At 63.5% G+C, this 26397-nt stretch carries 28 protein-coding genes; 16 read left to right on the top strand and 12 right to left on the bottom strand.

The genetic code is table 11. The features are described 5' to 3' along the window. Positions 1-92: 92 nt before the first annotated feature. A complete protein-coding gene (locus tag AB4M76_RS17400; protein ID WP_368443258.1) occupies positions 93-1316 on the bottom strand; it encodes an acyl-CoA dehydrogenase in 1224 nt (407 codons plus the stop codon). A gap of 97 nt (positions 1317-1413) precedes the next feature. On the opposite strand from AB4M76_RS17400, the gene AB4M76_RS17395 reads away from it, so the two are divergent. Together AB4M76_RS17395 and AB4M76_RS17390 are read left to right on the top strand one after the other, a co-directional pair. Further along, positions 1414-2304 carry a LysR substrate-binding domain-containing protein gene (locus AB4M76_RS17395; protein WP_368443256.1) on the top strand — a complete coding sequence of 297 codons (891 nt, stop codon included), beginning with the start codon at positions 1414-1416 and terminating at the stop codon, positions 2302-2304. Between the two features lie 91 nt (positions 2305-2395). Continuing rightward, positions 2396-2749 (top strand): hypothetical protein, encoded by a 354-nt coding sequence (locus AB4M76_RS17390; protein ID WP_368443254.1) that lies wholly within the window; start codon positions 2396-2398, stop codon positions 2747-2749. A 54-nt stretch (positions 2750-2803) separates the two neighbouring features. Here the strand turns inward: AB4M76_RS17390 and AB4M76_RS17385 are convergent, their stop codons facing one another. Further along, positions 2804-3217, bottom strand: coding sequence for a VOC family protein (locus tag AB4M76_RS17385; protein ID WP_368443252.1), 414 nt, complete (start codon positions 3215-3217; stop codon positions 2804-2806). A gap of 308 nt (positions 3218-3525) precedes the next feature. On the opposite strand from AB4M76_RS17385, the gene AB4M76_RS17380 reads away from it, so the two are divergent. Next, positions 3526-3999: a DUF4188 domain-containing protein gene (locus AB4M76_RS17380; RefSeq protein ID WP_368443250.1), complete on the top strand. Its 474-nt coding sequence runs from the start codon at positions 3526-3528 to the stop codon at positions 3997-3999. Between the two features lie 146 nt (positions 4000-4145). Here the strand turns inward: AB4M76_RS17380 and AB4M76_RS17375 are convergent, their stop codons facing one another. Next, on the bottom strand, positions 4146-5702 hold the full coding sequence (locus tag AB4M76_RS17375) for a bifunctional UDP-sugar hydrolase/5'-nucleotidase (RefSeq protein WP_368443248.1): 1557 nt from the start codon (positions 5700-5702) through the stop codon (positions 4146-4148). Between the two features lie 131 nt (positions 5703-5833). Between AB4M76_RS17375 and AB4M76_RS17370 the strand changes: the two genes are divergently transcribed. From AB4M76_RS17370 to arsC, 3 genes are read left to right on the top strand one after another with little or no spacing between them, the layout of a single operon-like run. Further along, a complete protein-coding gene (locus tag AB4M76_RS17370) occupies positions 5834-6184 on the top strand; it encodes a DUF952 domain-containing protein (protein WP_368443246.1) in 351 nt (116 codons plus the stop codon). Then, positions 6181-7224, top strand: a complete 1044-nt coding sequence (locus AB4M76_RS17365) for a quinone-dependent dihydroorotate dehydrogenase (protein WP_368443245.1) — start codon at positions 6181-6183, stop codon at positions 7222-7224. Before AB4M76_RS17370 ends, AB4M76_RS17365 begins: the two co-directional genes overlap by 4 nt. Continuing rightward, on the top strand, positions 7221-7562 hold the full coding sequence (arsC, locus tag AB4M76_RS17360; protein WP_368443547.1) for an arsenate reductase (glutaredoxin): 342 nt from the start codon (positions 7221-7223) through the stop codon (positions 7560-7562). Before AB4M76_RS17365 ends, arsC begins: the two co-directional genes overlap by 4 nt. On the opposite strand, the gene AB4M76_RS17355 is transcribed toward arsC, so the two are convergent. Genes AB4M76_RS17355 through AB4M76_RS17345 form a run of 3 tightly spaced genes read right to left on the bottom strand, consistent with a single transcriptional unit; the run spans position 7559 to position 9859 of the window. After that, positions 7559-8872 carry an MATE family efflux transporter gene (locus tag AB4M76_RS17355; RefSeq protein ID WP_368443545.1) on the bottom strand — a complete coding sequence of 438 codons (1314 nt, stop codon included), beginning with the start codon at positions 8870-8872 and terminating at the stop codon, positions 7559-7561. The two genes, arsC and AB4M76_RS17355, sit on opposite strands and share 4 nt — an antisense overlap. A 55-nt stretch (positions 8873-8927) precedes the next feature. After that, complete coding sequence (locus AB4M76_RS17350) at positions 8928-9440, bottom strand: PaaI family thioesterase (protein WP_368443244.1); 513 nt, start codon at positions 9438-9440, stop codon at positions 8928-8930. After that, complete coding sequence (locus AB4M76_RS17345) at positions 9437-9859, bottom strand: PaaI family thioesterase (protein ID WP_368443243.1); 423 nt, start codon at positions 9857-9859, stop codon at positions 9437-9439. The genes AB4M76_RS17350 and AB4M76_RS17345 overlap by 4 nt, the downstream gene beginning before the upstream one ends. 118 nt (positions 9860-9977) lie before the next feature. Between AB4M76_RS17345 and AB4M76_RS17340 the strand changes: the two genes are divergently transcribed. Then, positions 9978-10349, top strand: coding sequence for a MerR family DNA-binding transcriptional regulator (locus AB4M76_RS17340; protein ID WP_368443242.1), 372 nt, complete (start codon positions 9978-9980; stop codon positions 10347-10349). A 40-nt stretch (positions 10350-10389) separates the two neighbouring features. On the opposite strand, the gene AB4M76_RS17335 is transcribed toward AB4M76_RS17340, so the two are convergent. Together AB4M76_RS17335 and AB4M76_RS17330 are read right to left on the bottom strand one after the other, a co-directional pair. After that, a complete protein-coding gene (locus AB4M76_RS17335; RefSeq protein WP_368443241.1) occupies positions 10390-10635 on the bottom strand; it encodes a hypothetical protein in 246 nt (81 codons plus the stop codon). 92 nt (positions 10636-10727) lie between these two features. Further along, entirely contained in the window at positions 10728-11474 is a 747-nt protein-coding gene (locus AB4M76_RS17330; protein WP_368443240.1) for a LuxR C-terminal-related transcriptional regulator, read from the bottom strand. A gap of 204 nt (positions 11475-11678) precedes the next feature. On the opposite strand from AB4M76_RS17330, the gene AB4M76_RS17325 reads away from it, so the two are divergent. From AB4M76_RS17325 to AB4M76_RS17295, 7 genes are all read left to right on the top strand, one after another. Then, a complete protein-coding gene (locus AB4M76_RS17325; protein WP_368443239.1) occupies positions 11679-12080 on the top strand; it encodes a MerR family DNA-binding transcriptional regulator in 402 nt (133 codons plus the stop codon). Between the two features lie 38 nt (positions 12081-12118). After that, a complete protein-coding gene (locus tag AB4M76_RS17320; RefSeq protein ID WP_368443238.1) occupies positions 12119-13900 on the top strand; it encodes an acyl-CoA dehydrogenase C-terminal domain-containing protein in 1782 nt (593 codons plus the stop codon). Between the two features lie 52 nt (positions 13901-13952). Beyond that, positions 13953-14165, top strand: coding sequence for a hypothetical protein (locus AB4M76_RS17315; protein WP_368443237.1), 213 nt, complete (start codon positions 13953-13955; stop codon positions 14163-14165). 17 nt (positions 14166-14182) lie between these two features. Continuing rightward, complete coding sequence (locus tag AB4M76_RS17310; RefSeq protein WP_368443236.1) at positions 14183-15334, top strand: acyl-CoA dehydrogenase family protein; 1152 nt, start codon at positions 14183-14185, stop codon at positions 15332-15334. 135 nt (positions 15335-15469) lie between these two features. After that, positions 15470-16108 (top strand): glutathione S-transferase family protein, encoded by a 639-nt coding sequence (locus AB4M76_RS17305; RefSeq protein WP_368443235.1) that lies wholly within the window; start codon positions 15470-15472, stop codon positions 16106-16108. A 15-nt stretch (positions 16109-16123) separates the two neighbouring features. After that, positions 16124-17338: an acetyl-CoA C-acetyltransferase gene (locus AB4M76_RS17300; RefSeq protein ID WP_368443234.1), complete on the top strand. Its 1215-nt coding sequence runs from the start codon at positions 16124-16126 to the stop codon at positions 17336-17338. A gap of 20 nt (positions 17339-17358) precedes the next feature. Further along, positions 17359-19563, top strand: coding sequence for a 3-hydroxyacyl-CoA dehydrogenase NAD-binding domain-containing protein (locus AB4M76_RS17295; RefSeq protein ID WP_368443232.1), 2205 nt, complete (start codon positions 17359-17361; stop codon positions 19561-19563). A gap of 203 nt (positions 19564-19766) precedes the next feature. Here the strand turns inward: AB4M76_RS17295 and AB4M76_RS17290 are convergent, their stop codons facing one another. Then, a complete protein-coding gene (locus AB4M76_RS17290) occupies positions 19767-20408 on the bottom strand; it encodes a sulfotransferase family 2 domain-containing protein (RefSeq protein ID WP_368443231.1) in 642 nt (213 codons plus the stop codon). Continuing rightward, a complete protein-coding gene (locus AB4M76_RS17285; RefSeq protein ID WP_368443230.1) occupies positions 20405-21337 on the bottom strand; it encodes a DMT family transporter in 933 nt (310 codons plus the stop codon). The genes AB4M76_RS17290 and AB4M76_RS17285 overlap by 4 nt, the downstream gene beginning before the upstream one ends. A 95-nt stretch (positions 21338-21432) precedes the next feature. Between AB4M76_RS17285 and AB4M76_RS17280 the strand changes: the two genes are divergently transcribed. Both AB4M76_RS17280 and AB4M76_RS17275 read left to right on the top strand, forming a co-directional pair. Beyond that, on the top strand, positions 21433-23058 hold the full coding sequence (locus tag AB4M76_RS17280; protein ID WP_368443229.1) for an AMP-binding protein: 1626 nt from the start codon (positions 21433-21435) through the stop codon (positions 23056-23058). Positions 23059-23145: 87 nt separating this feature from the next. Further along, positions 23146-24159 (top strand): hypothetical protein, encoded by a 1014-nt coding sequence (locus tag AB4M76_RS17275; protein ID WP_368443227.1) that lies wholly within the window; start codon positions 23146-23148, stop codon positions 24157-24159. 68 nt (positions 24160-24227) lie between these two features. Here the strand turns inward: AB4M76_RS17275 and AB4M76_RS17270 are convergent, their stop codons facing one another. Together AB4M76_RS17270 and upp are read right to left on the bottom strand one after the other, a co-directional pair. Beyond that, positions 24228-25661 carry an SPOR domain-containing protein gene (locus AB4M76_RS17270; RefSeq protein WP_368443226.1) on the bottom strand — a complete coding sequence of 478 codons (1434 nt, stop codon included), beginning with the start codon at positions 25659-25661 and terminating at the stop codon, positions 24228-24230. Between the two features lie 90 nt (positions 25662-25751). Further along, entirely contained in the window at positions 25752-26393 is a 642-nt protein-coding gene (gene upp, locus AB4M76_RS17265; RefSeq protein WP_368443225.1) for a uracil phosphoribosyltransferase, read from the bottom strand. Between the last annotated feature and the right edge of the window lie 4 nt (positions 26394-26397).

Raw genomic sequence — 26397 nt, 5'->3', positions numbered from 1 at the left:
TTTTGGCCAAAAAGAGAGACAGGCTGCCGCTCTTTTTGGCCTCAAATACTTGGTGGGGGTTTGGGGGGCGCAGATCCCCCCGTAACCGTTGTTTAAAAGAACGCCTGCAAACCAGTCTGGGCGCGGCCCAGGATCAGGGCGTGGACGTCATGGGTGCCCTCATAGGTGTTCACGGTCTCAAGGTTCATCATGTGGCGGATCACCTGGAACTCACCCGAGATGCCGTTGCCGCCGTGCATGTCCCGCGCCATCCGCGCCACGTCGAGCGCCTTGCCGCAGTTGTTGCGCTTGACGATGGAGATCATCTCGGGCGCGGCATTGGCGGCGTCCATCAGACGGCCCACTTGCAGCGAACCCTGCAGGCCGAGCGAGATTTCGGTCATCATATCGGCCAATTTCTTCTGGAACAGCTGCGTCTGCGCCAGCGGCTTGTTGAACTGCTTGCGGTCAAGCCCGTATTGGCGCGAGGCGTGCCAGCAGAATTCGGCGGCGCCCATCGCCCCCCAGGAGATGCCGTAGCGGGCGCGGTTGAGACAGCCGAAGGGCCCTTTCAGCCCCTGCACATGCGGCAGCAGCGCGTCTTCGCCAACCTCGACCCCGTCCATGACGATCTCCCCGGTGATGGAGGCGCGCAGGGAAAGCTTATTGCCGATCTTCGGCGCGCTCAGACCCTTCATGCCTTTCTCCAGCACGAAGCCGCGGATCTTGCCGTCATGCGCGTCGGATTTGGCCCAGACCACAAAGACATCGGCGATGGGCGAGTTCGAGATCCACATTTTGGAGCCGGTCAGCTTATAGCCATTCTCGGTCTTCACCGCGCGGGTCTTCATGCCGGCAGGGTCGGAACCCGCATCCGGCTCGGTCAGGCCAAAGCAGCCGATCCATTCGCCCGAGCAGAGCTTGGGCAGGTATTTCTGGCGCTGCTCTTCGGAGCCATAGGCATAGATCGGATACATCACGAGGCTGGCCTGCACCGACATCATCGAGCGGTAGCCGCTGTCGACGCGCTCGACCTCGCGCGCAACCAGACCGTAGGAGACATAGTTGCCGCCCAGACCGCCGTATTCCTCGGGGATGGTGACGCCCAGAAGGCCCATCTCGCCCATCTCGCGAAAGATCTCGGCGTCGGTTTTCTCGTCGGCGAAGGCTTCGATCACGCGCGGCTGAAGTTTTTCCTGCGCATAGGCATGGGCAGAATCGCGGATCATGCGCTCGTCTTCGGTCAACTGGCTGTCGAGGCGGAAAGGGTCCGTCCAGTCGAAGGTCCCAAGATCGGGTTTGTCCTTGGCGCGCAGCGCGGGGGCGTCGGCAGTCATGTGGCATCCTTTCGGGTGATGTGATTTGCGGCAGTATTGCAAATCGCGCAGGGGAACTCTATCGCTGCTTTGTCCTGATTTCATGAGAAAAAGTCATATGATCGCGCCGCGCCGTTTCTTACCCTCGATCTCTGCCCTGCTGTCCTTTGAAGCGGTCACCCGGCTTGGCACGGCCACCGCGGCGGCGCAGGAATTGAACCTGACGCAAAGCGCTGTGAGCCGTCAGATCAAGACGCTGGAAGAGCAGCTAGGCGTGGCGCTGATGATCCGGCAGGGGCGTCGGTTGACGCCGACGCAGGCGGGCTTGGCCTATGTGACACAGGTGCGCGACATTCTGAACCGCCTGGCGCAGGCTTCGGTCTCGGCGCGGACCAATCCGGTGGGCGGCACGCTTAATCTGGCGATTCTCCCGGCCTTTGGCATGCATTGGCTGGCCCCGCGTCTGCGCGATTTCGCCCGCGATCATCCGGAGGTGACGGTGAACCTCTCGACCCGGCTGCGCCCCTTTGCCTTTGACGGCAGCCGTTTTGATGCGGCCATTCATTTTGGTCATGAGGACTGGCCCGGCGTGCGCTATCTTCCGCTGCTGCCGGAAACCGTGGTGGCGGTCTGCGCGCCCGATCTGCTGTCAGAGCCGCTGGAGGATGCGCGCGAGATCAGGCGGCTGCCGCTCTTGCATCTGGAAACCCGCCCGCGCGGCTGGGCGCGCTGGCTTGGCACCCTGGGCGAGACCGAAGACCCGCCCGTCGGCATGATGTTCGACCAATTCTCAACCATGGCGCAGGCCGCGATCCATGGCCTCGGCGTGGCCCTGCTGCCGACGTTTTTTGCCCAACCCTACCTTAACGACGGGCAACTTGTGCTGGCCGCCGCGCAGACCACCCAGAGCATCGGGAATTACTACCTCGTCTGGCCCGAGGACCGGGATGAAAGCGCCGCCTTGCTGTCCTTTCGCAACTGGCTGGCGCAACAGGCCGATCCCGGCTGACGCCTTTGCCCCCGGCGCCCAAGTTATGCCGCATTCCCACGGTAAGTGAGGGCATATTGGCCCGCACCGGGCATCCAGAAGGAGCATGATGATGCTGAGTAAATTCCGCAAAGGCGCCGCTGCGCTTGCGGTTGTGGCGACCGCTTTTTCCGCCACCAATGCCTCGGCCGAAAGCCGCACCATAGTCATCGTTGAGGGCGATTATTTCCCCGCCTTGACCCATGTCCAACCGGGCGATGAACTGGTCTTTTACAACAACACCACCGTCAGCCACACCGTCACCGGCGCGGGCGAGGTCTGGACCAGTGGCGCGATCCCGGCGCAGGGGTCTTTTGCCTTGACGGTCAATGCCGACACGCCCGAGACCTTTAGCGGTTCGGCCCCGGGCGACACCGCCACACTGCTGGAAGGTGCGATCACCTTCGCGCCCGCCCCGGCGGATTAACCGCCCCGGCTTGCGCCTTGGTCCGCCCCGCCCAATGGCGGGGCTTTCGCATGGCTACTGCGCGAAAACGCGGTCCATATCCGCAAAGCCCTTGATCTCGATCGGGTTGCCCGAGGGGTCGCGGAAGAACATCGTGGCCTGCTCGCCCGCCTCGCCTTCGAAACGCAGCGACGGCTCGATCACGAAATCGACCTCTGCCCCTTTCAACCGTTCGGCCAACGCCTTCCAATCGTCCATCTGCAAAACCACCCCCAAATGCGGCATTGGCACCATATGCTCGCCAACCTTGCCCGTCGCCGCCGTGGCGAAAGGCGTGCCCAGATGCAGGGAAATCTGGTGGCCAAAGAAGGAATAATCGACCCAGGTCTCGGTCGAGCGGCCCTCGCTGCAGCCCAGAACATCGCCGTAAAAGGCGCGGGTCTGGTCGAGGTCGCGGACGTTATAGGCAAGGTGGAAGGGGGTGAGCATGGCGGTCTCCTATCTATCTGCCGCCTGTGTAGCCTGCGGGGACGGAGGCGCAAGGGGGCCAAGCGCTCGGGCGCGGGGTGGCAGGGTTGAATGCGTTGGGGCCGGGGAAGCGGGAGGGGGTGTCCGCGGTGGGGCAAGCCGCTTGGCGGATGGGTTGGTGACCGCGACGAGATTGGGCTGGGAGCATCGGCGAGGGGGGGGGTGTCTGGATTAGACCCATATCGTCTGGTTGAGAAAAATCATTTGCATAGACCATCCGGTTCTGCGCAACCTTGTCGATCTGAGAAAAAGCTCAAAGGCCCAAAACCATGGCAACAGTGAGCAGCGAAAGATTGGCGGCCCATATCGAAGGTGACTTTGTAGTCTTTCTGATAGGCATAAGGATCAATAAGCCGTGGAAACTGCATAAATGGGTGCCAGTGATTACGGCCATGCCAAAGATGTTGAAAGAGCTTGATGCCCTGCCTTCGAACGAGACCGGCTTTCTAGGACATACCGGTTTGAGTATGGGCGTGATTGTCCACTATTGGCGTAGTTTTGATCATCTTGAAGCCTATGCCCGCTCTAAAGAGCATGCGCATTTTCCTGCGTGGAGCGCCTTCAACAGACGCATGAAAAGTAGCCGAGAAGACGTCGGAATTTGGCACGAGACCTATCAGGTAAAGGCCGGACAATACGAGGCTGTATATTCCGGGATGCCACCCTTCGGTTTGGGAAAAGCATCCGAGCTTGTTCCTGCGACGGGAAGTCGGAGTGAAGCACGCATGCGCTTAAATGGGTGACGCTGTCTCGCTGCTCAAACGGCAGCTTCGTCCGCTGAGCGCCCCCCAGACAACGAATGCCCACAAGCAGTCATCTGCGCCCCTCCAACACATCCGCCAAAAGGCGCGCCCGCATCCGGGCGCGCCCCTCTTAACAATCCATCGCCTCACTTCATGGTGATGCGGCCATCGGTATAGGGCTTATAAGTCCCGTCCTTCGCCAGATACTCCGCCGTGACATCCGCCAGATCGGGGCCGTAGTCATAGGCGTTGTCGGCGTCTTTGAACATCGCGTAGCCGTCGCCCCCGTTGCGGACATAGTTGTTGGACACCACACCATAGGTCTTTTCGGGATCAATCGGCGCGCCGCCGACCATGACATCGCTGATCCGGCTGCCCGGCTCGGCCTTGGGGTCAAAGGCGAATGACATGCCCGCGACCTGCGGGAAGCGCCCGGCCTGCTCCTCGTGCTGGCTCACGCCGTTCTCCAGCGCTTCGATCAATGTCGCGCCGCTGACCTGAAAGGTCGAGAGCGTGTTCTGGAAGGGCAGCACGGTGAGCACTTCGCCCATGGTCACCTCGCCCGCGTCGATGGAGGCGCGCAGACCGCCGGAGTTGGAGATCGCCACGTCGATGCCCTGATCCTTGACCCGGTCCAGCATCGCGTCAGAGACAAGATTGCCCATCGAACATTCCTGCGCCCGGCAGCTGCCGCGCTCCCCGTCAATCGCCTCGGAGGTCTCGGCCACCACCCGGTTGCGGATTTCGTCGAGAGGTTTGGCGGCCTCGGCGATGCGGTCCACCGTGGGTTGATCCTCGGTCACGGCGGCGTCCATGATCAGCGGCTCGCCTTCGGCCGTGGTGATGTTGCCTTCGTCGTCAAAGGTGACATTCAACTCGCCGAGAAACTTGCCGTAGGCATAGGCCTGCACAATCGCGGTCTCACCCACCATGGTCGGATAGGGCCCCTCGGCGCGCTCGTTGCTGTTGCTCAGAAGCGTGTTTGTATGGCCGCCCACAATCACGTCGACGCCACTGGTTTCCGCCGCGACCTTTTGGTCGACGCCATAGCCCGAGTGGCTCAGCACGATGATCTTGTTCACGCCTTTGGCGGTCAGCAGATCGACCTCGCCCTGCACCGCGGCCACCGGATCGGAAAAGGTGATGTTATCGCCGGGGCTGGCCAGCTCATGGGTGTCTTCGGGCGTGAGGCCGATGAGGCCGATCTGTTCGCCGCCCTTCTCGATCACGGTGGATTTTGCCAGCTTGTCGGCGAGCAGCGGCTCGCCCGAGACATCGGCGTTGGACATCAGCACCGGAAAGTCTACCGCATCCATAAAGCCGCGCAGCACTTCGGGGCCATCGTCGAATTCATGGTTGCCCACGGTCATCGCGTCATAGCCCATCTTGTTCATCATCTCGGCCGCCAGCTTGCCCTTGTATTGGGTGTAAAAAAGCGTGCCTTGAAACTGGTCACCGCCATCGACGAGGATGCTGTTCTCGGCGCGGTCGCGGGCCTCGGTGATGGCGGTCATCAAACGGCCCGAGCCGCCGAAACATTTGCCTTCGCCGTTGTCTTCGGCGTTGCATGGCCCGTCATATTTGCTGATCGGCTCAAAGCGCGCGTGGAAATCATTGGTGTGCAGAATGGTGAGCTTATACTCTGCCGCCGCCATGCCTGTGGTCAGCGCCAGCACCGCGCCTGCGGTCAGGAATCGTTTCATCGGTTGGTCCCCTGTTGATTGTTCTATCGGCATCGTGGCGCGGGGCGTGGGTTCTGTCAAAGATCATATTGCCTGCCCCTTGGTCACCCTGCGCCTCTTGACCCTGCGTCCTGCGGCGGGCATCAGAAGCCATGCTGATTTTCAAGATATTCCGCGCCGACGAATGGACGGCGCTGCGCGAGAACGGGGCCACCGATGGGGCGCCGATTGATGTGGCCGATGGCTATGTGCATTTCTCCACCGCTGAACAGGCCGCAGAAACCGCCGCTAAACATTTCGCCGGGGTTGACGGGCTGTTCCTGCTTGCGGTGGACAGTGAGGCGCTTGGCGATGCGCTGGAATGGGAGCCCTCGCGCGGCGGGGCGCTGTTTCCGCATCTCTACCGGCAGTTGACGATGGATGACGTGCTCTGGGCGCAGCCGCTGCCGCTGGTTGATGGGGTGCATCAGTTCCCCGCAGGATTGGGCGACGCGCAAGCATGACGCCGCTGCTAGAGAAACTGGGCCTGCGCGCCCTGCATCGGCTTGACCCCGAAGCGGCCCATGGTCTGGCGATCCGCGCGCTGCGCGGGCGGCTGGCCCCGGCCCCCGGCCCGCAAACCTCGCCGCGTTTGCGGACCACGCTGGCGGGGCTGGACCTGCCGAACCCGGTCGGGCTGGCGGCGGGCTTTGACAAGAACGCCACCGCCGTCGCCCCCCTGTCGCGGGCCGGCTTCGGCTTTATCGAGGTGGGTGCCGCCACCCCCCTGCCCCAGCCCGGCAACCCGCGCCCGCGGCTGTTCCGCCTGACCGAAGACCGCGCCGCGATCAACCGTTTCGGCTTTAACAACGACGGGATGCAGGCGATCTGCGCGCGGCTCTCGCGCCGGGGCACGGGGGTGCCGGTGGGGCTGAACCTTGGCGCCAATAAGACCAGTGCAGACCGCGCCGCCGATTTTGCCAAGGTGATGACCGTGGCGCGGGATCACGTGGATTTTGCCACGGTCAATGTCTCCTCGCCCAATACCGAGAAACTGCGCGACCTGCAGGGCAAGGCCGCCCTGGCCGCGCTGCTCGAAGGGGTGATGGAAGTGCGGGGTGCCACGCCGGTGTTTCTGAAAATCGCCCCCGATCTGACCGAGGCCGAGATCGAGGATGTGGCCGAGGTCGCCCAGACCGCTGGTGTCGCCGCGATCATCGCGACCAATACCACGCTCGACCGCAGCGGCCTTGCCAGCGTCCATGCGCAGGAGGCGGGCGGCCTGTCGGGCGCGCCGCTGTTTCAGCGTTCCACCCGCGTGCTCGCACGGCTCGCGGGGCTGACGGACATTCCGCTCATTGGCGTGGGCGGTGTTTCGGACGCGGAAACCGCCTATGCCAAGATCTGCGCCGGGGCCTCGGCCCTGCAACTCTATACCGCGCTGGTTTTCGGCGGGGTCGGTCTGGTGCAAGAGATCACCACAGGGCTGGACGAACTGCTGGCCCGCGACGGTTTCGCCACCGTGGCCGAGGCGGTGGGCAGCAAGCGCGCGGAGTGGCTGTGATTACCCTTTGGCACAACCCGCGCTGCTCAAAGTCCCGGCAGACGCTGGCGCTGATCGAAGCGGCGGGCGTGTCGGTGACGCTGCGCCGCTATCTCGAAGACGCCCCCTCGCGCGAGGAGATCATCGCCGCGCGGGAGGCTCTGGGGGTGCCAGCCATCGAGATGGTGCGGACCGGCGAGGCCGCGTTCAAGGAATTGGGCCTCACCAAGGACAGCCCCGAGGATGCATTTCTCGACGCCATGGCGGCCCATCCCATCCTGATTGAACGCCCGATCGCCTTTCGCGACAGCCGCGCGGTGATTGGCCGCCCGCCGGAAGTGGTAAAAGCCCTGCTCTAACCCGCCGCGCGCTCCAGCGCCGGGTAGCGCAGCCCCAGCGTGATGCCCCGCACCACGAAGGAGATGAGCAGCGAGGCCCAGAGCCCGTGGTTGCCCAGGCTTGGCACCAGCGCCGCCGCCACTGCCGCATAGAACAGAAAGGACAGCAGCATCATGTTGCGCATATCGCGCGAGCGTGTGGCCCCGATGAAAATCCCATCCAGCATATAGGCGGCGCAGCCCAAGAGCGGGGCCGCGACCATATAGGGCAGATAGACCCGCGCCAGCACCTGCACCTCGGGCGCCTTGGCCATCAGGTCAATGATCGCCCCGCCCGCCAGCGCAAAGGCGACGGCCAGCAGGACACTCACCAAAAGCGCCCAAGCCGAGGTCAGCAGCGCCCCGCGCCGCAGCACATCCCGCTGGCCCGCGCCATAAGCCCGCCCGACGATGGCCTCAGCCGCAAAGGCGAAACCATCGAGCCCGTAAGAGGTGATCATCAGGAATTGCAGCAACACCTGATTGGCCGCCAAGGTCACATCGCCCAGCCCCGAGCCCATGAAGAGAAACGACACAAAGATCGCCTGCAACAGCAGCGAGCGGATCAGGATGTCGGTGTTCACCTGCATCATCCGTTTCCAGCGCGGGCGGTCAAACACCTGCACCCAGTCGCGCCAGGCGGGCTGCGCAAAGGCCGCGCGGCAGAACCACAGGCCAAGCACAGCCCCGCTCCATTCCGCGAGGAAAGTGGCAATCGCCACCCCCTCGACGCCCCAGCCAAGCCCCAGCACGAACCACAGGTCGAGCAGGATGTTCAGCCCGTTCATCCAGACCTGCAAGACCAGCACCGCGCGGCTGCGCTCCTGCGCGATGAGCCAGCCGGTGATCGCATAGATCGAGATTGCCGCCGGGGCCGACCAGATGCGGATCGCCATATATTGCCGCGCCAGCCCTTCGACCTCTGCCGAGGCCGGGGCGATCTGAAAGGAGGCCCAAAAGAGCGGCAGTTGCAGCGCCATCAGCGCCAGCCCCGCGCCCGCGCCAATCAGCAGACCGCGGGTCAGCAGGGCCGCGACCTCGCCGGTTTCGCCATTGCCGGCGGCCTGGGCGGTCAGCCCCACGGTGCCCATGCGCAGAAAGCCGAAAATCCAGTAAAGCGCCGAGAGGATGATCGCCCCCAGCCCGACCGCGCCGATGGGCGCCGCGGCCCCCATCTGGCCCACAACGCCGGTATCGACCGCGCCAAGGATCGGCACGGTGGCATTGGAAATCACGATCGGCACGGCGATCTTGAGCACCCGGCGGTGCGTCACCACATCGCGGGCCGCCAGCGTGCCGCGCTCCACCGCGCGGACCTCGGCCTCGGTGAGCGGTTCGGCTTCCGGCTCAGCCACGCCGTTGCGGCAGCACGAAATGGCCGGTGGCCTGGGCGAAAATGCGGCTGCGGTTGTCCTGCCAGGCTTCGACATGGACGCTGGCATAGCGCCGCCCGGAGCGGTTGATCCGCGCCCGCGCATAGGCGTCACGCGGCAGGCCGGTGCGCAGGTAGTCGACGGTGAAATCAATCGTCTTGGGCAGACGCGGCAGGTGATCGCCGTCCAGATTGTCGAGATCGAGCGCGCCGCTTTCCATATCTTCCCAGATCAGCCCCCAGCTTAGCGTGATGATCGCCGTGACTTCCAGAAACGCCGCCGTCGCCCCGCCATGCAGCGCCGGCAGGATCGGGTTGCCGATCAGCTGGTCGGTATAGGGCATCACCCCCGTCAACTCATCGCCGCGTCGTTCCAACTGGATGCCCAGAAACTGAATGTAGGGCACGCCTTCGACCAGCGCGCGCAGCACCCCGTCGCGGCGTTGCTTGATGACCTGAACCGGCTCTGGCTTGCGACGGGTGCTCATTTGTGGCCCTCCACGGTGAAGGTTCCGGTGGCGGTGGCCACGAGGTTCTCGGCATCCTCATCCGTCGCCGTGGCGCGGACAAAGGCGACCGAGCGGGTGACGTGATAGCAGGTCGCGCGGGTGGTGATGGCTTGGCCCGGGGTCGCGGCGCGCAGATATTCGATGCGCAGATCCATCGTCGCCGTGGCCGCGGGGTTGCTTGGATGGCTCATCACCGCCGCGCCGCAGCAGGTGTCCATCAGGGCCGAGACCGCGCCGCCGTGGATGACACCCGTCTTGGGGTCGCCGATCAGTTTTTCGTCATAGGGCATGGTGATCTCGGCCGAGCCATCGCCCAGATCGCGCAGCTCCATGCCCAATGCCATGGAATGCGGCAGGGCCTGAATGAACTGGCGCGCAAATTTCAACTTCTCCGACATGCGGTCCGGTCCCTCGCGGCTGGTTTCCCCCTTTATCACGGGGGGATCGCGAAAGGGCAAGAGCAGCGGTTGCGCATCCCCGCCGCTGACCATAGTTTGCGCGTAAGGAGTAGATGCTTTGGATGATGAACGCCTGACTTTCAAAGAAATGTGCGCGGCTTTTGACGTAACGCCCCGCACCCTGCGCTATTACGAATACATCGAATTGCTCCAACCGCACCGCGAAGGGCGGTCCCGCTTTTACGGTCCGCGCGAACGGGCGCGGATGAAGCTCATCCTGCGCGGCCGCAAATTCGGCTTTGCGCTGGAAGATATCCGGCAATGGCTGCTGATCTATGAGAAAGAAGGCACCGAGGCGCAGATGCGCGCTTGGGTGACGATGGCGGATGGGCAGTTGGACGAATTGGCCGAGCAGCGCCGCCAGTTGGACGAAGCCATGGCCGAATTGCAAAAGCTGCGCGACGATACCGCTGCCGCATTGGTGCAGTAATCAGGCTGACCCCGGGCGCCTGTGACGGCGGGCAGGTCTGTTACTGAGACGGGCGGCCCGACAATTGCGAAATCAGCAGCTGCAAATCGGCCACCACGCGGATCATGTCGGACACCGTATCGTTATTGGCCTGCCCGGCAAGGTCAAAGGCGCCGTTTTCCACCAGATCAGAGGCGGCCCTGAGGTCGCGCAGGACACGTGCGGTGGTTTCATCCTGTGCCGCGTCCTGGGCTGCGGAACCGCCGGCACCCGCGGCGGGGTGCGTGATGCTCTGATGGTTGGACATGCTCGATCCCTATGGTTTCAGCTCACCTTTCTACCGGTGGCCGTAGCACAAGTCATGTCACGCGACCACGTGACAACCAATACCAAACTGGTTCAAGATTGGTCTTTTTTCGGTTTCCGCAATATCCCCGTGCCAAGACCGCGGATCGCGGCGGTGGTGCGGTCGTTGACCTCAAGCTTGGAAAAGATGCGCCGGACATTGGTGTCGACCGTATGGGGGGAGATCCCAAGGATCTCGGCAATCACCCCGTTGCTCTTGCCAGCGGCGATCCATTCCAGCACTTCGATTTCGCGCGGCGACAGATTTGCATCCTGCGCGCCGCCATCTTCCATCATCACCGAATAGCGCAGATGCGCGATCTGCGCCGCGCTGTGCAGCGTAAAGATATCAACCTTGGACAATCTCGGCGCCGCCGCCGCAAACCCCAGAGAAACTACCGCAGCAGCCCCCTGCGGCCCATGCACCTGAATCGCCAGACCATCGTTCGGGTAGGCTTTCAGCACCCTGCGCAGATAGCTCTGTTCGGCCTTGGTCATCCGCGTGAGCTCCGCAACCTCGGACCAGTAAAACGGCAGGATCCGCCGCCGGGCGAGATTCTCGATCGGGCTGACGCCCAAGGCTGCCCGGTCCAGAATATGGGCCGTCCAGCGCGGCTCATCGGAGACGCTCATGTCGCGATCAAACTGAACCGCCGTCGCCTCGCTGTCATCGCCATGATAGCTGACCGAATTGATACCATAGCCCGCATAGAAATTCAGTCCGCAGTGCGCCAGGGCGACCCCGTCTTCGGCCTCGGCACAGCAGCGTGAAAAACAATCCAATGCGGTTCTGTCTGACATCAATGCCCCTCAACTTGCCTGCCCCATTTGCCCAAAGGCAACAGGTTTGCGCAACCGCCGACGACAGTCCGTCGCCATGGGACGATCCGCGCCTCCCTGCGCAGAAGTGACGCAACGTATCGCTTACGTCAACGTAAGCTTTCATTGTATCAGCGAGGCAAGTCACCACCTGAAGTCTACAAACGATGCTCTGAGAGACATGATATGACTGCCGACACACTGACCATCCGCGAAATGTGCGATGCTTTTGAAGTGACCCCCCGCACCCTGCGTTTCTATGAGGCCAAGGAATTGCTGTTCCCCCATCGGGAAGGCCAGAAACGCCTGTTCACCAAGAGCGACCGGGCCCGGCTCAAGCTGATCCTACGCGGCAAACGCTTTGGCTTCAGCCTCGAAGAGATTCGCCAATTGCTCGATCTTTATTACATGGGCGACCAGCAGCAGACCCAGATCGCCGCCGCCTATGACGTCGCCCGCGCCCGTCTGGCCGATCTCGAATCCCGCCGCGATGAGCTGAATGAGGCCATTGATGACCTCAAGGACCAGCTGAAATGGGGGGAGAAGATGATCGCCTCCATGAACCAGACGCGCCGCGCCGCCGAATAATCCCCGACATCCATTAAAAGACCCCCCGGAGAGCCTAGATGCCCAGCTACACAGCCCCCACCAAAGACCTGCAATTCGTTCTGCATGACGTGCTGAAAGTCACCGAGAGCCAAACCCCCGGCTATGACGAGTTGGAGCCCGATTTCACCTCCGCCATCCTTGAGGAAGCCGGCAAGCTGACCTCCGAAGTGCTCGCCCCGCTGAACGTCGTGGGCGACAAGGAAGGCTGCCGTTTGGAAAATGGCGTGGTCTATACGCCGAAAGGCTTCAAGGAAGCCTTTGAAAAGGTCAAAGAAGGCGGCTGGCCCGGCCTCGACATGCCCGAACAATACGGTGGGCAGAACATGCCCTATGTCCTCGGCACCGCCGTGGGCGAGATGTTCTCCGCCGCGAACCAGGCCTTCACCATGTACCAGGGTCTGACCCATGGCGCGGCTTCGGCGATCCTCGCCCATGGCACCGAGGCGCAGAAAGACACCTACCTGCCCAAGATGGTTTCCTGCGAATGGACCGGCACCATGAACCTGACCGAGCCGCATTGCGGCACCGATCTGGGTCTCATGCGCACCAAGGCCGCCCCGCAGAAGGATGGCAGCTATAAAATCTCCGGCCAGAAGATCTTCATCTCCTCGGGTGAGCATGACATGGCCGACAACATCATCCATCTGGTGCTGGCCAAGATCGAAGGCGGGCCTGAGGGCATCAAGGGCGTCTCGCTTTTCATCGTGCCGAAATTCATGGTCAACGAAGACGGCTCCTTGGGCGAGCGCAACGGCGTCTCCGTCGGCTCCATCGAGGAAAAGATGGGCATCCATGGCAACTCCACCTGCGTGATGAACTACGACGGGGCGACCGGCTACCTCTTGGGCACCGAGCACAAGGGCATGCGCGCCATGTTTACCATGATGAACGAGGCCCGTGTTGGCGTCGGCATGCAGGGTCTGGCGCAGGCCGAAGTGGCCTATCAAAACGCCGTGATCTACGCCAATGACCGGCTTCAGGGCCGCGCGGTGACCGGGGCCAAATTCCCCGAAAAACCCGCCGACCCGTTGATCGTGCACCCCGACATCCGCCGCGCGCTGATGGATCAGAAAAGCTTCGTCGAAGCCGCCCGTGCCTTCATCCTCTGGGGCGCCACGATGATCGACGCGGCGCACCGCGCCGACGACAAGGACGCCGATGGCCTCGTCTCGCTGCTCACGCCGGTGATCAAGGGCTTCCTGACCGACCAGGGCTACGACATGACCGTGAAGGCCCAGCAGATCTATGGCGGCCACGGCTATATCGAAGAATGGGGCATGTCGCAGTTCACCCGCGATGCGCGCATCGCGCAGATCTACGAAGGCGCCAATGGCGTGCAGGCGCTCGACCTCGTGGGCCGCAAACTGGCGCAGGACGGCGGCAAGCACGTCATGGCCTTCTTCGATCTGGTCAAAGGCTTCATCAAGAAGAATGCGGGCCAAGACGCCGAGTTTGACGCCGCCTTCCTTGACCCGCTCAAAGCGGCCAGCAAAGATCTGCAATCGGCGGGCATGTATTTCATGCAAAACGGCATGAAGAACCCCAACAACGCGCTCGCCGGCTCCAATGACTTCATGCATATGTTCGGCCATGTCTGCCTTGGCCTGATGTGGGCCAAGATGGGTCTGGCGGCGAAAGAAGCGTTGAAGACCGGCAGCGGCGACGCCACCTTCTACGAAAGCAAACTGGCGACAGGCCGCTACTATATGGCGCGCCAATTGCCCGCCACGGCCCTGCACCTCACCCGCATCCAATCGGGCGCGGATACGGTCATGGCGCTGGAGGCTGCAAACTTCTAAACCGGGGGGTGGGGGCCAGCCCCCCCCACCCTACCCAACTTTCGGAGAGACCATGCCCAAACGCTTCCGCCTGACCCGCCGCTTCCCCGTCGCCATGACCGAAGAAGGCTACCGCAGGCTGAAAAAGTTCAGCGCAGAGGCCGGTCTCGACGAAGGCGAAGCACTGTCGTTCCTGTTCGAGAATTTCAACTCGGTGATGAACGAAGAAAACCTGACCGCGCGGCTGCGCCTGTTCAACGCCGAACTGGACGCCCGCAAACGCTGAACCCTGGGGAGGGGCGGATGACGCAAGGCAAGACATCCTCTTGGATGACCGAAGAACACCAGATGATCGCCGATATGACGGCGCAGTTCATCAATACCGAATGGGCGCCCAAGTTCGAGAAATGGCGCAAACAGGGAGAGATGGACCGCGAGACTTGGGCCCAAGCCGGCGCGCTCGGCCTGCTCTGCCCCTCGGTGCCCGAAGAATACGGCGGCGCCGGCGGTGATTTCGGCCATGAAGCCGCGATCCTGATCGAAGGCTCCCGCGCCAACCTCGCCTCATGGGGCCACGGCATCCATTCCGGCATCGTCGCGCATTACATCCTCGCCTATGGCACCGAAGACCAGAAGAAACGCTGGCTGCCCAAGATGGTCTCGGGCGAGCTCGTGGGCGCGCTGGCGATGACCGAACCCTCGACCGGCTCCGACGTGCAGCGCATCAAGACCAAGGCGATCCGCGACGGCAACGCCTACAAGCTCTCGGGCCAGAAGACCTTCATCACCAACGGCCAGCACGCCAACCTGATCATCGTGGCGGCCAAAACCGATCCCAAGGAAGGCTCCAAAGGCGTCTCCCTCGTCGTGGTCGAAACCGACGGGGCGCAAGGGTTCCAACGCGGCCGCAACCTCGACAAGGTCGGATTGCACGCCGCCGATACCTCCGAGCTTTTCTTCGACAATGTCGAAATCCCGCCCGAAAACATCCTCGGCCAGGACGAGGGTCAGGGCTTCTACCAGATGATGCAACAGCTCCCCCAAGAGCGTCTCATCATCGGCTGCGGCGCGGTCGGCGCCATGGAAGGCGCGGTGGCCCGCACGATCACCTACTGCAAGGAACGCGAAGCCTTCGGCGGCCCGCTCACCCAGTTCCAGAACACCCGCTTCCAACTGGCCGAGGTCAAAACCAAGACCGCCGTGGCCCGCGCTTTCCTCGACGAATGCATCGCGGAACATCTGCGCGGCGAGCTTAGCGTCGACAAGGCGGCGATGCAGAAATACTGGCTCACAGATACCCAGGGCGAAGTGCTGGACGTCTGCTTGCAGATGCACGGCGGCTACGGCTTCATGCAGGAATATGCCGTGGGCGAAATGTGGGCCGACGCCCGCGTCCAGCGCATCTACGGCGGCACCAACGAGATCATGAAGGAACTGATCGCACGCAGCCTCTGACCGCGCGCGGGTCGAAACACCGGTGCAGAGGTATTTAAGAAAGGATGAAGATAAGGCGCCCCCTGCCCCCTTTCATCCTTTTAAAAATACCGTCCGAAGATGCTGCGGGCGCCGAGATTTGAGAAGGAGAACAACGTGACCATTCAGCTTTATTGTTTTGGTGAATCCGGCAACGCCTATAAGGCGGCGCTCGCGCTGGAACTGTCGGGGCTCGACTGGGAACCGGTGAAGGTGGACTTCTTCGGCGGCCAGACGCGCCAGCCAGACTACCGCGCGCAGATCAACAACATGGGCGAGGCGCCGGTGATGATCGACGGTGAGTTGCGGTTGACGCAATCCGGGGTGATTCAGGATTACGTCGCGGAAAAGTCGGGCAAATTCGGCGGCCGCGACGCGACGGAACGGCGTGAAATCCTGCGGTGGGTGCTATGGGATAACCACAAGCTCAGCTCCGTCGCCGGGATGACCCGTTTTCTGATGAACTTCCTGCCCGAAGACAAACGCCCCGCCGAGGTCATCGCCTTCAACCAGGGCCGGCTCAAGGCCGCTTACGGCGTGCTGAACGACCATCTCGACGGCCGCGACTGGATCGTGGGCGACGAATTGACCAACGCGGACCTCAGCTGCTGCGGGTATCTTTATTACCCCGAGCCCTTCGGCTTTGACCGCAGCGACTGGCCCCATATCGACGCGTGGCTCACGCGTCTGAGCGAAACACCGGGCTGGAAAGCCCCCTATGATTTGATGCCCGGCAGCCCTGCTGACCGCGCCTGACCCGGAGGACATGACATGACCCAAGACGTTTACATCTACGACGCCCTGCGCACCCCGCGCGGCAAGGGCCGCAAGGACGGCGCATTGCACGAGGTGACCTCGCTGCGCTTGTCGGCCCAGACGCTGAATGCCGTGAAGGAGCGCAACAACCTTGAAGGCCATGCCGTCGAGGACGTGATCTGGGGCAATGTGACCCAGGTGATGGAACAGGGCGGCTGTCTGGCGCGCTCGGCGGTGCTGGCTTCGGACCTTGATGAGCGCATCCCGGGCCTTGCCATCAACCGTTTCTGTGCGAGCGGAATGGAGGCGGTGAACCTTGCTGCCAACCAGGTCAAAGGCGGCGCGGGCAATGGCTATATCGCCGGCGGTGTCGAGATGATGGGCCGCGTGGCGATGGGTGCCGATGGTGCTGCGATTGCCGTGGACCCGACCTTGGCGATGGAGAAATACTTTGTGCCGCAGGGTATCTCCGCGGACATCATCGCGACCGAGTTCGGCTTTAGCCGTGACGAGGCCGACCAGCTTGCCATGCAGTCCCAGCAGCGCGCGGCGCGGGCCTGGGAAGAGGGCCGCTTTGACAAATCCGTCATGACCGTGCGCGACCAGAACGGTCTCGCGATCCTTGACCGAGACGAATACATGCGCCCGCAGACCGATATGCAAAGCCTTGGCGGGTTGAACCCTGCCTTCCAGCAGATGGGTGAGGTCATGCCCGGCTTCGACAAGGTCGCGCTGATGAAATATCCCCATCTGGAGCGGATCAACCACATCCACCACGCGGGCAACTCGTCTGGCATCGTCGATGGTGCCGCGGCAGTGCTGATCGGCAACAAGGAGTTCGGCGAGCAGCATGGGCTGAAGCCCCGCGCCCGCATCCGCGCCACCGCCAAGATCGGCACCGATCCAACCATCATGCTGACTGGCCCGGTGCCGGTGACCGAGAAGATCCTCAAGGACAACGGCATGACCATCGGCGACATCGATCTCTTCGAGGTCAATGAGGCCTTCGCCGCCGTGGTGCTGCGTTTCATGCAGGCCTTCGATGTGGACGACAGCAAGGTCAATGTGAACGGCGGCGGCATCGCCATGGGGCACCCTTTGGGCGCCACCGGGGCCATGATCATCGGCATCCTGCTCGATGAGATGGAGCGCGCCGACAAGGAAGTGGGGCTGGCCACGCTCTGCATCGCGTCCGGCATGGGTGCCGCCACCATCATCGAGCGCGTGTGAGCCGCGAAGGGAGCAAGAGAATGACCGATTTCACAATGAACAAGGATGCCGAAGGCATCGCCACCATCACCTGGGACGTGCCGGGCAAGAGCATGAACGTCATGTCCTTCGAGGGCTTGCGCGATCTGGAAAAGCACATCGACGACGCGCTGGCCGATGACGCCGTGAAGGGCATCATCATCACCTCGGGCAAGGAGGGTTCCTTCGCCGGGGGCATGGACCTGAACCTGCTGGCCAAGATGAAGGAAGACGCGGGCGACGATCCGGCAAAGGGTCTGTTCGAAGGCACGATGCAGATGCACGCCCTGTTGCGCAAGATCGAGCGCGCGGGCATGGACCCCAAGACCAACAAGGGCGGCAAGCCCGTGGCCTGCGTGATCCCCGGCACCGCTGCGGGCATCGGGCTGGAACTGCCGCTCGCGACGCATCGCACCTTTGCTGCGGATAACCCCAAGGCGCGCATCGGCCTGCCGGAGATTCTCGTGGGCATCTTCCCCGGTGCTGGCGGCACCACGCGGATGGTGCGCAAGCTCGGCGCCATGGCGGCTTCGCCCTTCCTTCTGGAAGGCAAGATGGTGGCCCCTGCAGCAGCGCAGAAGGCCGGGATCATCGACGAGGTCAGCGAGGACCCGATGGCCGCCGCCCGCGACTGGGTGCTGAATGCCAAGGACGCCGATCTGGTGAAGCCCTGGGACGCCAAGGGCTACAAGATGCCCGGCGGCGCGCCCTACCACCCGGCGGGTTTCATGACCTTCGTCGGCGCCAATGCGATGGTCAACGGCAAGACGCAAGGCGTCTATCCGGCGGCTAAGGCGCTGCTCTCGGCGGTCTATGAAGGGGCGCTGGTGCCGTTTGACACGGCGCTGAAGATCGAGGCGCGTTGGTTCACCAGTGTGCTGATGAACCCCTCCTCGGGCAATATGATCCGCTCGCTTTTCCTCAACAAGGAAGCGCTTGAGAAAGGTGCCGTTCGGCCTGAAGGTGTGCCGGACCAGCGCGTCAAGAAGCTGGGTGTTCTGGGTGCCGGCATGATGGGTGCGGGCATCACGCTGGTCTCGGTTCAGGCCGGTATCGAAGTTGTGCTGATCGACCAGACCCAAGAAGCCGCCGACAAGGGCAAAGCCTATTCCGCGAGCTATTTCGACAAGGGCATTGCCCGCAAGAAATCGACCGAGGAGAAGAAGGCCAAGGCGTTGGACCTCATCACCGCGACCACCGATCTCGACGCGCTCAAGGGTTGTGACCTGATCATCGAAGCGGTCTTTGAAGACCCCAAGGTGAAAGCCGAGATGACCCAGAAGGTCGAAGCGGTAATCCCCGAGGATTGCATTTTCGCCTCCAACACTTCGACCCTGCCGATCACCGATCTGGCGAAAGCGTCGAGCCGCGATGAGCAGTTCATCGGCATCCACTTCTTCTCGCCTGTTGAGAAGATGCTGCTGGTGGAGATCATCAAGGGCCAGAAGACCGGCGACCGGGCCGTGGCCAAGGCGCTCGACTATGTGCGCCAGATCCGCAAGACGCCGATCGTGGTCAATGACGCGCGTTTCTTCTATGCCAACCGCTGTATCATTCCCTACATCAACGAAGGTGTGCGCATGGTGCAGGAGGGTGTCGAGCCCGCGCTGATCGAAAACGCCGCCAAGCTTGTCGGCATGCCCTTGGGCCCGCTGCAGCTGATGGACGAAACCTCAATCGATCTGGGTGCCAAGATTGCCCGCGCGACAAAGGCCGCGATGGGTGATGAATACCCCAATGACGACATCGACCCGCTGGTGTTCTGGATGGAGGAAGAGGGCCGTCTGGGCCGCAAGGCCAACGCCGGTTTCTACAGCTATGACGCCAAGGGCAAGCGTGAGGGCCTGTGGCAGGGCATGGGCGACAAATACCCCGTGGCCGAGGAACAGCCCGAGTTGATCGAGGTGCAGCATCGTCTGCTGTTCTCGCAGACCTTGGAGGCCGTGCGCGCGCTGGAGGAAGGTGTCTTGATGGACATCCGCGAGGGTGACGTGGGCGCGATCCTTGGCTGGGGCTTTGCGCCCTGGTCCGGCGGCCCGCTGAGCTGGCTCGACATGATCGGCGCGCCCTATGCGGCGGAGCGTTGTGACGAGCTGACCGAGAAGTATGGGGCGCGCTTTGCCTGCCCGGACCTGCTGCGCGAGATGGCGCAGAAGAACCAAAGCTTCTACGGGCGGTTCAACCCGGATGCCTCGAAGGCAGCATGATAGATTGGGGCGCTTCGGCGCCCCTTTTCTTTGAAGAGTACAAGGGCCATCGCCTGCCCGTGGGGTGGCGATGGTGACGCTGATCCATGCCACTTTATGGATCAGCCTTGGTGCGACTTTGCAGAGTTGCGCCCAGCCTCACCAAATCGCCAGCCCGCCGGGACGGGCAGGCGATGGCCCGGCGCCTACGGCTTGTCCCGGGCCTAGTGCTCTTCGTAAACGTAGCCAAACCGCGCGATATCCTCGGCGCAGACCTCGGCCACCACGTCCCGCAATTCCGGCGTATAGGCCGCCACCCCTTCCGAAGCGTTCACCCGCGGCAATTTCAACTCAAACCCCAGATGCTCGAACAGCGGCGCCGCATCCGCCGCGAAATGCTCCAGCCGGATATAGAGATCACAGCGCTCCCGTCCCGCCGCATCCACCATATAGCGCCGCGCGGGCCAGGCGCGCAGACTGGCCTGCGTTTGGGGATGCCGCAGGAACCCGGCGAAATCCTCCGCCTTGGCCAGAGCCACAGCCGGATGATCGAAGCCCTGCCCGCGCAGCCAGCGATAGTAGCTCGCCACCCGGTCCCACGGGTTGCGCACCATGGTAAAACAAAACAGCCCGTCCAGCTCCTCCGCCGAGACCAGCCCGTCAATATCCGCCAGCGTCGCATGTTTCCACAACCGCCCCGCAGCCTGCGCCCCCCGCAACCGCCGACGCCGCTTCAAGGCTTTCGGCGTGTCGCCCAACATCAGATCGTCCTTCATCGCCCGCCCCTCCAGCGTCAGCGCCAGCGAGGTGCCGCCGGTCTTAGGGATATGCACGAATGCATAGCGGCGGCCCGGGCTGATGATCACTCCACCGCCTCCGGCGCGCGCAGGGTAGAAGGCGCCTCGCTGCGCAGAGCGATCACCGCCCCTGCCCCGGCGATCAGCCCCATGCCAACCAGACCCAGCGGCGCGATGGTCTGGCCCCAGAGCATCCAGGCCCAGAAACTGGCAAAGATCAGCAGCGAATACTCAAAAATCGCCACATGGCCGGCCTCGCCCAATTGATAGCCGCGCACCAGCAGCCCGATGCCCAAGAGCGAGCCCACGGCCTGCACGGCGAACCAGAACCACATGGAGGCGTCCAGCGGCCCCCATGTGCGGCTCACGAAACCCCGCGTGCCCAGCGTATCGGCGCCGGGCAGCACCAGCATGCCAATGCCGCCCATCACCGCCAGCATGGCAAAGAACCCGGCGGTCATGACCATCGTGCTCTCCCCCTCGCACCAGGCCCGCGTCGCCACGGCCCCGATGGCATAGAGCACACCCGCCAGCAGCGGCAGAAAGGCCACCAGTTGCAAATCATTCGGATCCGGGCGGATCACCAAGAGCGCGCCGAGAAAACCGACAGCCACCGCCGCCCAGCGAAAGCGGCCCACCTCTTTGCCCTGAAACAGCGCCGCGATCATCAGCACGAAGAGCGGCGAGGTGAAAAGCCCGGCCACCACCACGCCAATCGGCAGAAAGGCCAGGCAGCCAAAGTAGATCAGCATCGCGCCGGACTGAAACAGGCTGCGCCCCGCCACCGCCCAAAAGCGCCGGGGCCGCAGGAAGCCGAAGCCCAAGGCCGCCAGCACCGCCAGAAGCGCCACCGCCATAATGCCCCGGACAAAGTGAAACTGCCAAAGCGAGCCGCGCTCGGAGATATAGGGCACGAAATTATCCGTCAGCCCCAAGGCCGCCGTGCCGCCAATGACGCAAAGCGCCGCCAGTCCTGATTTTACCGCCGTGTCCTGCATCTTGCCCCCCTTTTTCCCTGTCTCCCTCTTTGCAAAGTCACGTCCTCGCAGCAATACTCAACCCCAAATCGCAATCAAAGGCTTGGGAGGCTCAGATGGGGTGGATGTCGGACGAAACAGGGCTTGAGAAATGCGCGGCGAATTTCGTGCCGCTGACGCCCCTGTCACATCTGCGCCGCGCGGCGCGGGTCTTTGCCGAGCAGACCGCCGTGATCTATGGCACCCACCGTGTCACCTATGCGCAATACTATGACCGCTGCACCCGGCTGGCCTCGGTGCTGGCCCGGATCGGGGTGACCCCGGGCGATGTCGTCGCCACGCTGATCCCCAACCTGCCGGCGCAGGCCGAAGCGCATTTCGGCGTGCCGGCCTGTGGCGCGGTGCTCAACACCATCAACATCCGGCTCGATGCGGGGACGGTGGCCTATATCCTCGACCATGGGGAGGCCAAGGTGCTGCTGGTCGACAGCGCGTTTCTGGAGCTTGCCGAAGCCGCCTGTGCCAAGATGGAGGGCCCGCCCCCGGCGCTTATCGAAGTGCCGGACCCGGATGCGGGCTACCCGGCCAACGGGCGGCACCCCGAATACGAAGACCTGCTGGCCGAGGGGGACCCTGATTTTGATTGGATCATGCCGCAGGACGAATGGGAAAGCCTTGCGCTGAACTATACCTCCGGCACCACCGGGCGGCCCAAGGGCGTCGTCTATCACCACCGGGGGGCCTATCTGATGACCATGGGCACGGTGGTCTCCTGGCAGATGGTGCTGCGCCCGGTCTTCATGCAGATCGTGCCGCTGTTTCACTGCAACGGCTGGAACCACACTTGGATGATGCCGCTTTTGGGCGGCACGCTGGTCGGCTGCCGCGACATCACGGCGGCGGCGATCTATGATGCCATTGCCGATCACGGGGTCACCCATTTCGGCGGCGCGCCCATCGTGCTGAACCTGCTGGTCAACGCGCGTGCGGAGGAACGCCGCGATTTTGACCATGCGGTCGAAGTCTTTACCGCCGGCGCCCCCCCGGCCCCCGCGACCCTGTCCAAGATCGAGAGACTGGGCTTCAACGTGACCCAGGTTTACGGGCTGACAGAGACCTTTGGCCATGTCACCGAATGTCTCTGGCAAGGCGATTGGGATGAGCTTCCGGAGTCTGAGCGCGCCGCCGTCAAGGCCCGCCAAGGGGTCGCCATGCCGATGATGGAAGACATCACCGTCACCGACGCGCAGATCACCCAGACCCCGATGGACGGCAAAACGCTGGGCGAGATCATGATCCGCGGCAATTCGGTGATGAAGGGCTATCTCAAGAACCCCGAGGCCACGCAGGAGGCTTTCGCAGGCGGCTACTTCCATTCCGGCGACATCGCGGTGCAGCATCCCGACGGCTATATCCAGATCGCGGACCGCGCCAAGGACATCATCATCTCGGGCGGCGAGAATATCTCAAGCGTCGAGGTCGAAGGCGTGCTGATGGGCCATCCGGAGGTCAACCTCGCCGCCGTGGTGGCCCAACCGCATGAGAAATGGGGCGAAGTGCCCTGCGCCTTTGTCGAACTGAAACCGGAGGCCCAGACGACCGAAGCCGATCTCATCGCCTTTGCCCGCGAGAGTCTCGCCGGGTTCAAAACCCCCAAACGGGTGGTCTTTGGCGAGCTGCCGAAAACCTCGACCGGGAAGATCCAGAAGTTCGAACTGCGCAAGCAAGCGGCGGCGCTGTGACGCAGGACCGCCTTATGTCACATGCCATTGCTGATCCCGCGGCGCATGGTAGAGTGCCGAAAACACACAGGCCCGCAGCAGAACCCCATGACCGCACTCACAAAATACGCCCGCATTGAAGCGACGGGCCTTTGGCGTCCGGGGCCGGATGCGCAGCGGCGCGAGGTCATTGTCTCGATCGGTGATGCGACGCTGGTGATCAGCGATCTGAAGGATCAGGCGCTGACCCATTGGTCACTGGCCGCGATCGAGCGGGCCAATGCGGGCCAGCGACCGGCGCTTTATCACCCCGACGGTGATGCCAGCGAAACGCTGGAACTGCCCGACGATGAGACCGAGATGATCGAGGCCATCGAAAAGCTGCGCCGCGCCATCAACCGCAGCCGCCCGCGGCCGGGGCGCCTGCGCTGGCTTGGGGTGGCGGTCTCGGTGGCGGTGGTCGCGGCTTTGGCGCTGTTCTGGATGCCCGGCGCCCTGCGCGATCATGCGCTGAAAGTGGTGCCGGAGGTCAAACGCGCCTCGCTGGGGGCGGCGCTGCTGGACCGGCTCGAAAGGGTCTCTGGCCCGGTCTGTGAAACCCCCACCGGCAGTGCCGCGCTCAGCCGTCTGGCGAAACGGCTTGAGGCCGGGCGGCTGGCGGTGCTGCCCGATATGACCCGCCCCAGCCTGCATCTGCCGGGACGTCTGATCGTGCTGGACCGCTCGGTGCTGGAAGATCACGAAGAGCCGGATGTGGCGGCGGGCTATGTGCTGACCGAAGACGTCGCCCGCGCCGCCCATGATCCGCTGCGCGATCTGCTCGATACCGTGGGGCTGCGCGAGACCTTTCGCCTCCTGACCACCGGCGATATCGCCCCCGAGGCGCTGAACAGCTATGCCGAGACCCTGCTGACCCGCAAAACCGCCGTGCCGCAGATCGAGCCCCATCTGGCGCGTTTTGCCCAAGCCGAATTGCGCAGCACCCCCTATGCCTATGCCAAGGATATCACCGGCGAAAACACCCTGCCGCTGATCGAAGGTGATCCGATGACCGGCAAGCTCACCGCGCCGCTGTTGTCGGATGCCGATTGGCTGCGGCTGCAAAACATCTGCGGCGGGTAATGCGCCGATGAAAAAGGCCAGCCCGCTGTCAGCGCGGCTGGCCTTCTCTTGTTCTGGTTCAGTTTCTCTCAGCGCCGCAGATAGGCATCGCCGAAGCCTGCCCGGCGCAGCCGGGTGACCGCCGCATCGGTGGCGCCGCCTGCAATCGGCCCCGCCTGCACGCTGTGATAGGTCTTGCCGCCCCGGCTCTGCTGTCCGATCCGCGCGGGCAGCCCCATCTGCGAAATCTGCCGCGCGGCGCGCTGCGCATTGGCCGGGTTGCCGAACACGCCGACCTGAACATAGCCCGCGCGGGGGGCGGTCTGAGCCGTCGCAGCCGCGCTGTTGGAGCGGCTGGAATAGACCACATCGCGGCGCTTGGTGGGGCGCTCATCCCGGTGCAGCGGTGCGGCATTGCGGTAGCGCAGCACCCGTTTGACCACCTGCCCGTCGCGTTTCACGATCTTGACCTGCCCCAGCTTGCGCCGCTGCGTTGCGATATCGAGATAGGGATAGACCAACGGCACTTTGGCGGTCACATCCTCGCCGGTGGCGCGGTTGATCAGGCGGCGCGGCACGGTCTGGGTCCAGATCAGCAGCATGTCGGCGCGGCCATTCAAAGTCTGTTCGGCCCGATGCGGGTTCAAACGGTCATCCTCCCACACTTTGCGATAGCCGCGCGGGACTTTCACATTGGTGGTGTTGATCCGGTTGAGCGCCACATGTTTCGGCACGATCCGCGTCTGCGCGCCCACTGCGCGCGGCGCCGGGCCGCTGGGCCGCGAGAGGGTCACCACCGCCCGGGGCACGACAGCATGGGCCGGGGCGGCAGCATAGGCGGGCGCATGGGCGGCGCTGCGATAGGGCCGCGGCGCTTGCCCCCGCAGCGGCGCGCCGGGGGCGCTGCGATGGGAAACGATCGCCTCAGCCTGCGGGCCGCAGCGCACCGCATAGCCCTTGCCGCCCCGCATATAGTGCTGCGACAGCCTTGAGGCGCCCGGACAGGCACTGACATATCCGCCTGCCGCGGGGGCCGAAAGCGTGACCTGCCGAACCGGTGCCACGGGCACGGGCGCCGGGGCGGGCTGATGCACGACAGCCGGTGCGGGGGCGCGTTTCGGCGCCGGGGCGACGCGGCGCACCGTCTTTTGCGGTGCCGGCCGCGCGACCGGCAGTTCCTTTACCCGTTTTGGCTTGGGCTTCGCCTGGGCCGCGGCCTCCGCCACGGTGATCTTCTCGGCCGTCTCGGCCGGTTGCGCGGCCGCGGCGGCCACCTGAACACCCCCCGTCGGCTGGAAGCCGCAGACCTGTTTGCGCGCGCGGCTCATGCGCGGAACCCAGGACACATTGCCGTCAATCCCCGCCCGGATGAAAACACAGCCCGCGCTATCGACATATTGCTTGCCCTTATAGGACGCGGGCGGAAATTCCGCCGGCTGGCTGCGGCTGTCCTGCGCCTGCGCGCCGGTGACGCCCAGCGTCGCGGCAAAGACCGCCATGGCAATAGTTCTGGTAAGTGTCATCTGATGCCCCCACACAATCTGGTAGAAAGGATGCCTCAGCGCGCGGCTTGAGTAAAGCGTGACGCGCGCCGAGACACGGGAAAGACCCGATCACTTGGTGCCGAACATCCGGTCCCCTGCATCGCCGAGACCGGGGATGATATAGCCTTTTTCGTTCAAGGATTCGTCCAATGCCGCCGTGACGATCGGCACATCGGGATGGGCGGCCTTCATCGTGGCCACCCCTTCGGGCGAGGCCAGCAGGCAGAGGAAGATGATATTCGTCGCCCCGGCCTGTTTCAGCAGATCAACCGCCGCGACCGAGGAATTGCCGGTGGCCAGCATCGGGTCCACCGCGATGACCAGACGGTCCTCCATCGCCTCGGGCACCTTGAAGTAATACTGCACCGGTTGCAGCGTTTCCTCATCCCGGTACAGCCCCACGAAACCGACCCGCGCCGAGGGGATCAGTTCAAGCACCCCGTCAAGCAAGCCATTGCCCGCCCGCAGGATCGAGATCAGCGCCAGTTTCTTGCCGTCCAGCGTCGGTGCGTCCATCTCCTGCATCGGGGTTTCGATGCGCATGGTGGTCATCGGCAGGTTGCGCGTGACCTCATAGGCCAAAAGCTGGCTGATCTCGCGCAGCAACTGGCGGAACACGGCGGTCGAGGTGCCCTTGTCGCGCATAATGGTCAGCTTGTGCTGCACCAATGGGTGGTCGACGACGGTCAGATGTGGGGGGGTATCGGTCATGCGG

It is taken from the genome of Sulfitobacter sp. PS-8MA (genome assembly GCF_040933935.1).
Lineage (GTDB): Bacteria > Pseudomonadota > Alphaproteobacteria > Rhodobacterales > Rhodobacteraceae > Sulfitobacter.
Note: the sequence above shows the minus strand (reverse complement) of the source record. Positions and strands in the feature narration are given on the sequence as shown.

Excerpts from the sequence above, each read along its gene's own strand:
- AB4M76_RS17400 (WP_368443258.1), bottom strand. The coding sequence starts at position 1,316 with ATGACTGCCGACGCCCCCGCGCTGCGCGCCAAGGACAAACCCGATCTT.
- AB4M76_RS17395 (WP_368443256.1), top strand. The coding sequence starts at position 1,414 with ATGATCGCGCCGCGCCGTTTCTTACCCTCGATCTCTGCCCTGCTGTCC.
- AB4M76_RS17390 (WP_368443254.1), top strand. The coding sequence starts at position 2,396 with ATGCTGAGTAAATTCCGCAAAGGCGCCGCTGCGCTTGCGGTTGTGGCG.
- AB4M76_RS17385 (WP_368443252.1), bottom strand. The coding sequence starts at position 3,217 with ATGCTCACCCCCTTCCACCTTGCCTATAACGTCCGCGACCTCGACCAG.
- AB4M76_RS17380 (WP_368443250.1), top strand. The coding sequence starts at position 3,526 with ATGGCAACAGTGAGCAGCGAAAGATTGGCGGCCCATATCGAAGGTGAC.
- AB4M76_RS17375 (WP_368443248.1), bottom strand. The coding sequence starts at position 5,702 with ATGAAACGATTCCTGACCGCAGGCGCGGTGCTGGCGCTGACCACAGGC.
- AB4M76_RS17370 (WP_368443246.1), top strand. The coding sequence starts at position 5,834 with ATGCTGATTTTCAAGATATTCCGCGCCGACGAATGGACGGCGCTGCGC.
- AB4M76_RS17365 (WP_368443245.1), top strand. The coding sequence starts at position 6,181 with ATGACGCCGCTGCTAGAGAAACTGGGCCTGCGCGCCCTGCATCGGCTT.
- AB4M76_RS17350 (WP_368443244.1), bottom strand. The coding sequence starts at position 9,440 with ATGAGCACCCGTCGCAAGCCAGAGCCGGTTCAGGTCATCAAGCAACGC.
- AB4M76_RS17345 (WP_368443243.1), bottom strand. The coding sequence starts at position 9,859 with ATGTCGGAGAAGTTGAAATTTGCGCGCCAGTTCATTCAGGCCCTGCCG.
- AB4M76_RS17335 (WP_368443241.1), bottom strand. The coding sequence starts at position 10,635 with ATGTCCAACCATCAGAGCATCACGCACCCCGCCGCGGGTGCCGGCGGT.
- AB4M76_RS17330 (WP_368443240.1), bottom strand. The coding sequence starts at position 11,474 with ATGTCAGACAGAACCGCATTGGATTGTTTTTCACGCTGCTGTGCCGAG.
- AB4M76_RS17325 (WP_368443239.1), top strand. The coding sequence starts at position 11,679 with ATGACTGCCGACACACTGACCATCCGCGAAATGTGCGATGCTTTTGAA.
- AB4M76_RS17320 (WP_368443238.1), top strand. The coding sequence starts at position 12,119 with ATGCCCAGCTACACAGCCCCCACCAAAGACCTGCAATTCGTTCTGCAT.
- AB4M76_RS17315 (WP_368443237.1), top strand. The coding sequence starts at position 13,953 with ATGCCCAAACGCTTCCGCCTGACCCGCCGCTTCCCCGTCGCCATGACC.
- AB4M76_RS17310 (WP_368443236.1), top strand. The coding sequence starts at position 14,183 with ATGACGCAAGGCAAGACATCCTCTTGGATGACCGAAGAACACCAGATG.
- AB4M76_RS17300 (WP_368443234.1), top strand. The coding sequence starts at position 16,124 with ATGACCCAAGACGTTTACATCTACGACGCCCTGCGCACCCCGCGCGGC.
- AB4M76_RS17295 (WP_368443232.1), top strand. The coding sequence starts at position 17,359 with ATGACCGATTTCACAATGAACAAGGATGCCGAAGGCATCGCCACCATC.
- AB4M76_RS17285 (WP_368443230.1), bottom strand. The coding sequence starts at position 21,337 with ATGCAGGACACGGCGGTAAAATCAGGACTGGCGGCGCTTTGCGTCATT.
- AB4M76_RS17280 (WP_368443229.1), top strand. The coding sequence starts at position 21,433 with ATGGGGTGGATGTCGGACGAAACAGGGCTTGAGAAATGCGCGGCGAAT.
- AB4M76_RS17275 (WP_368443227.1), top strand. The coding sequence starts at position 23,146 with ATGACCGCACTCACAAAATACGCCCGCATTGAAGCGACGGGCCTTTGG.
- AB4M76_RS17270 (WP_368443226.1), bottom strand. The coding sequence starts at position 25,661 with ATGACACTTACCAGAACTATTGCCATGGCGGTCTTTGCCGCGACGCTG.
- upp (WP_368443225.1), bottom strand. The coding sequence starts at position 26,393 with ATGACCGATACCCCCCCACATCTGACCGTCGTCGACCACCCATTGGTG.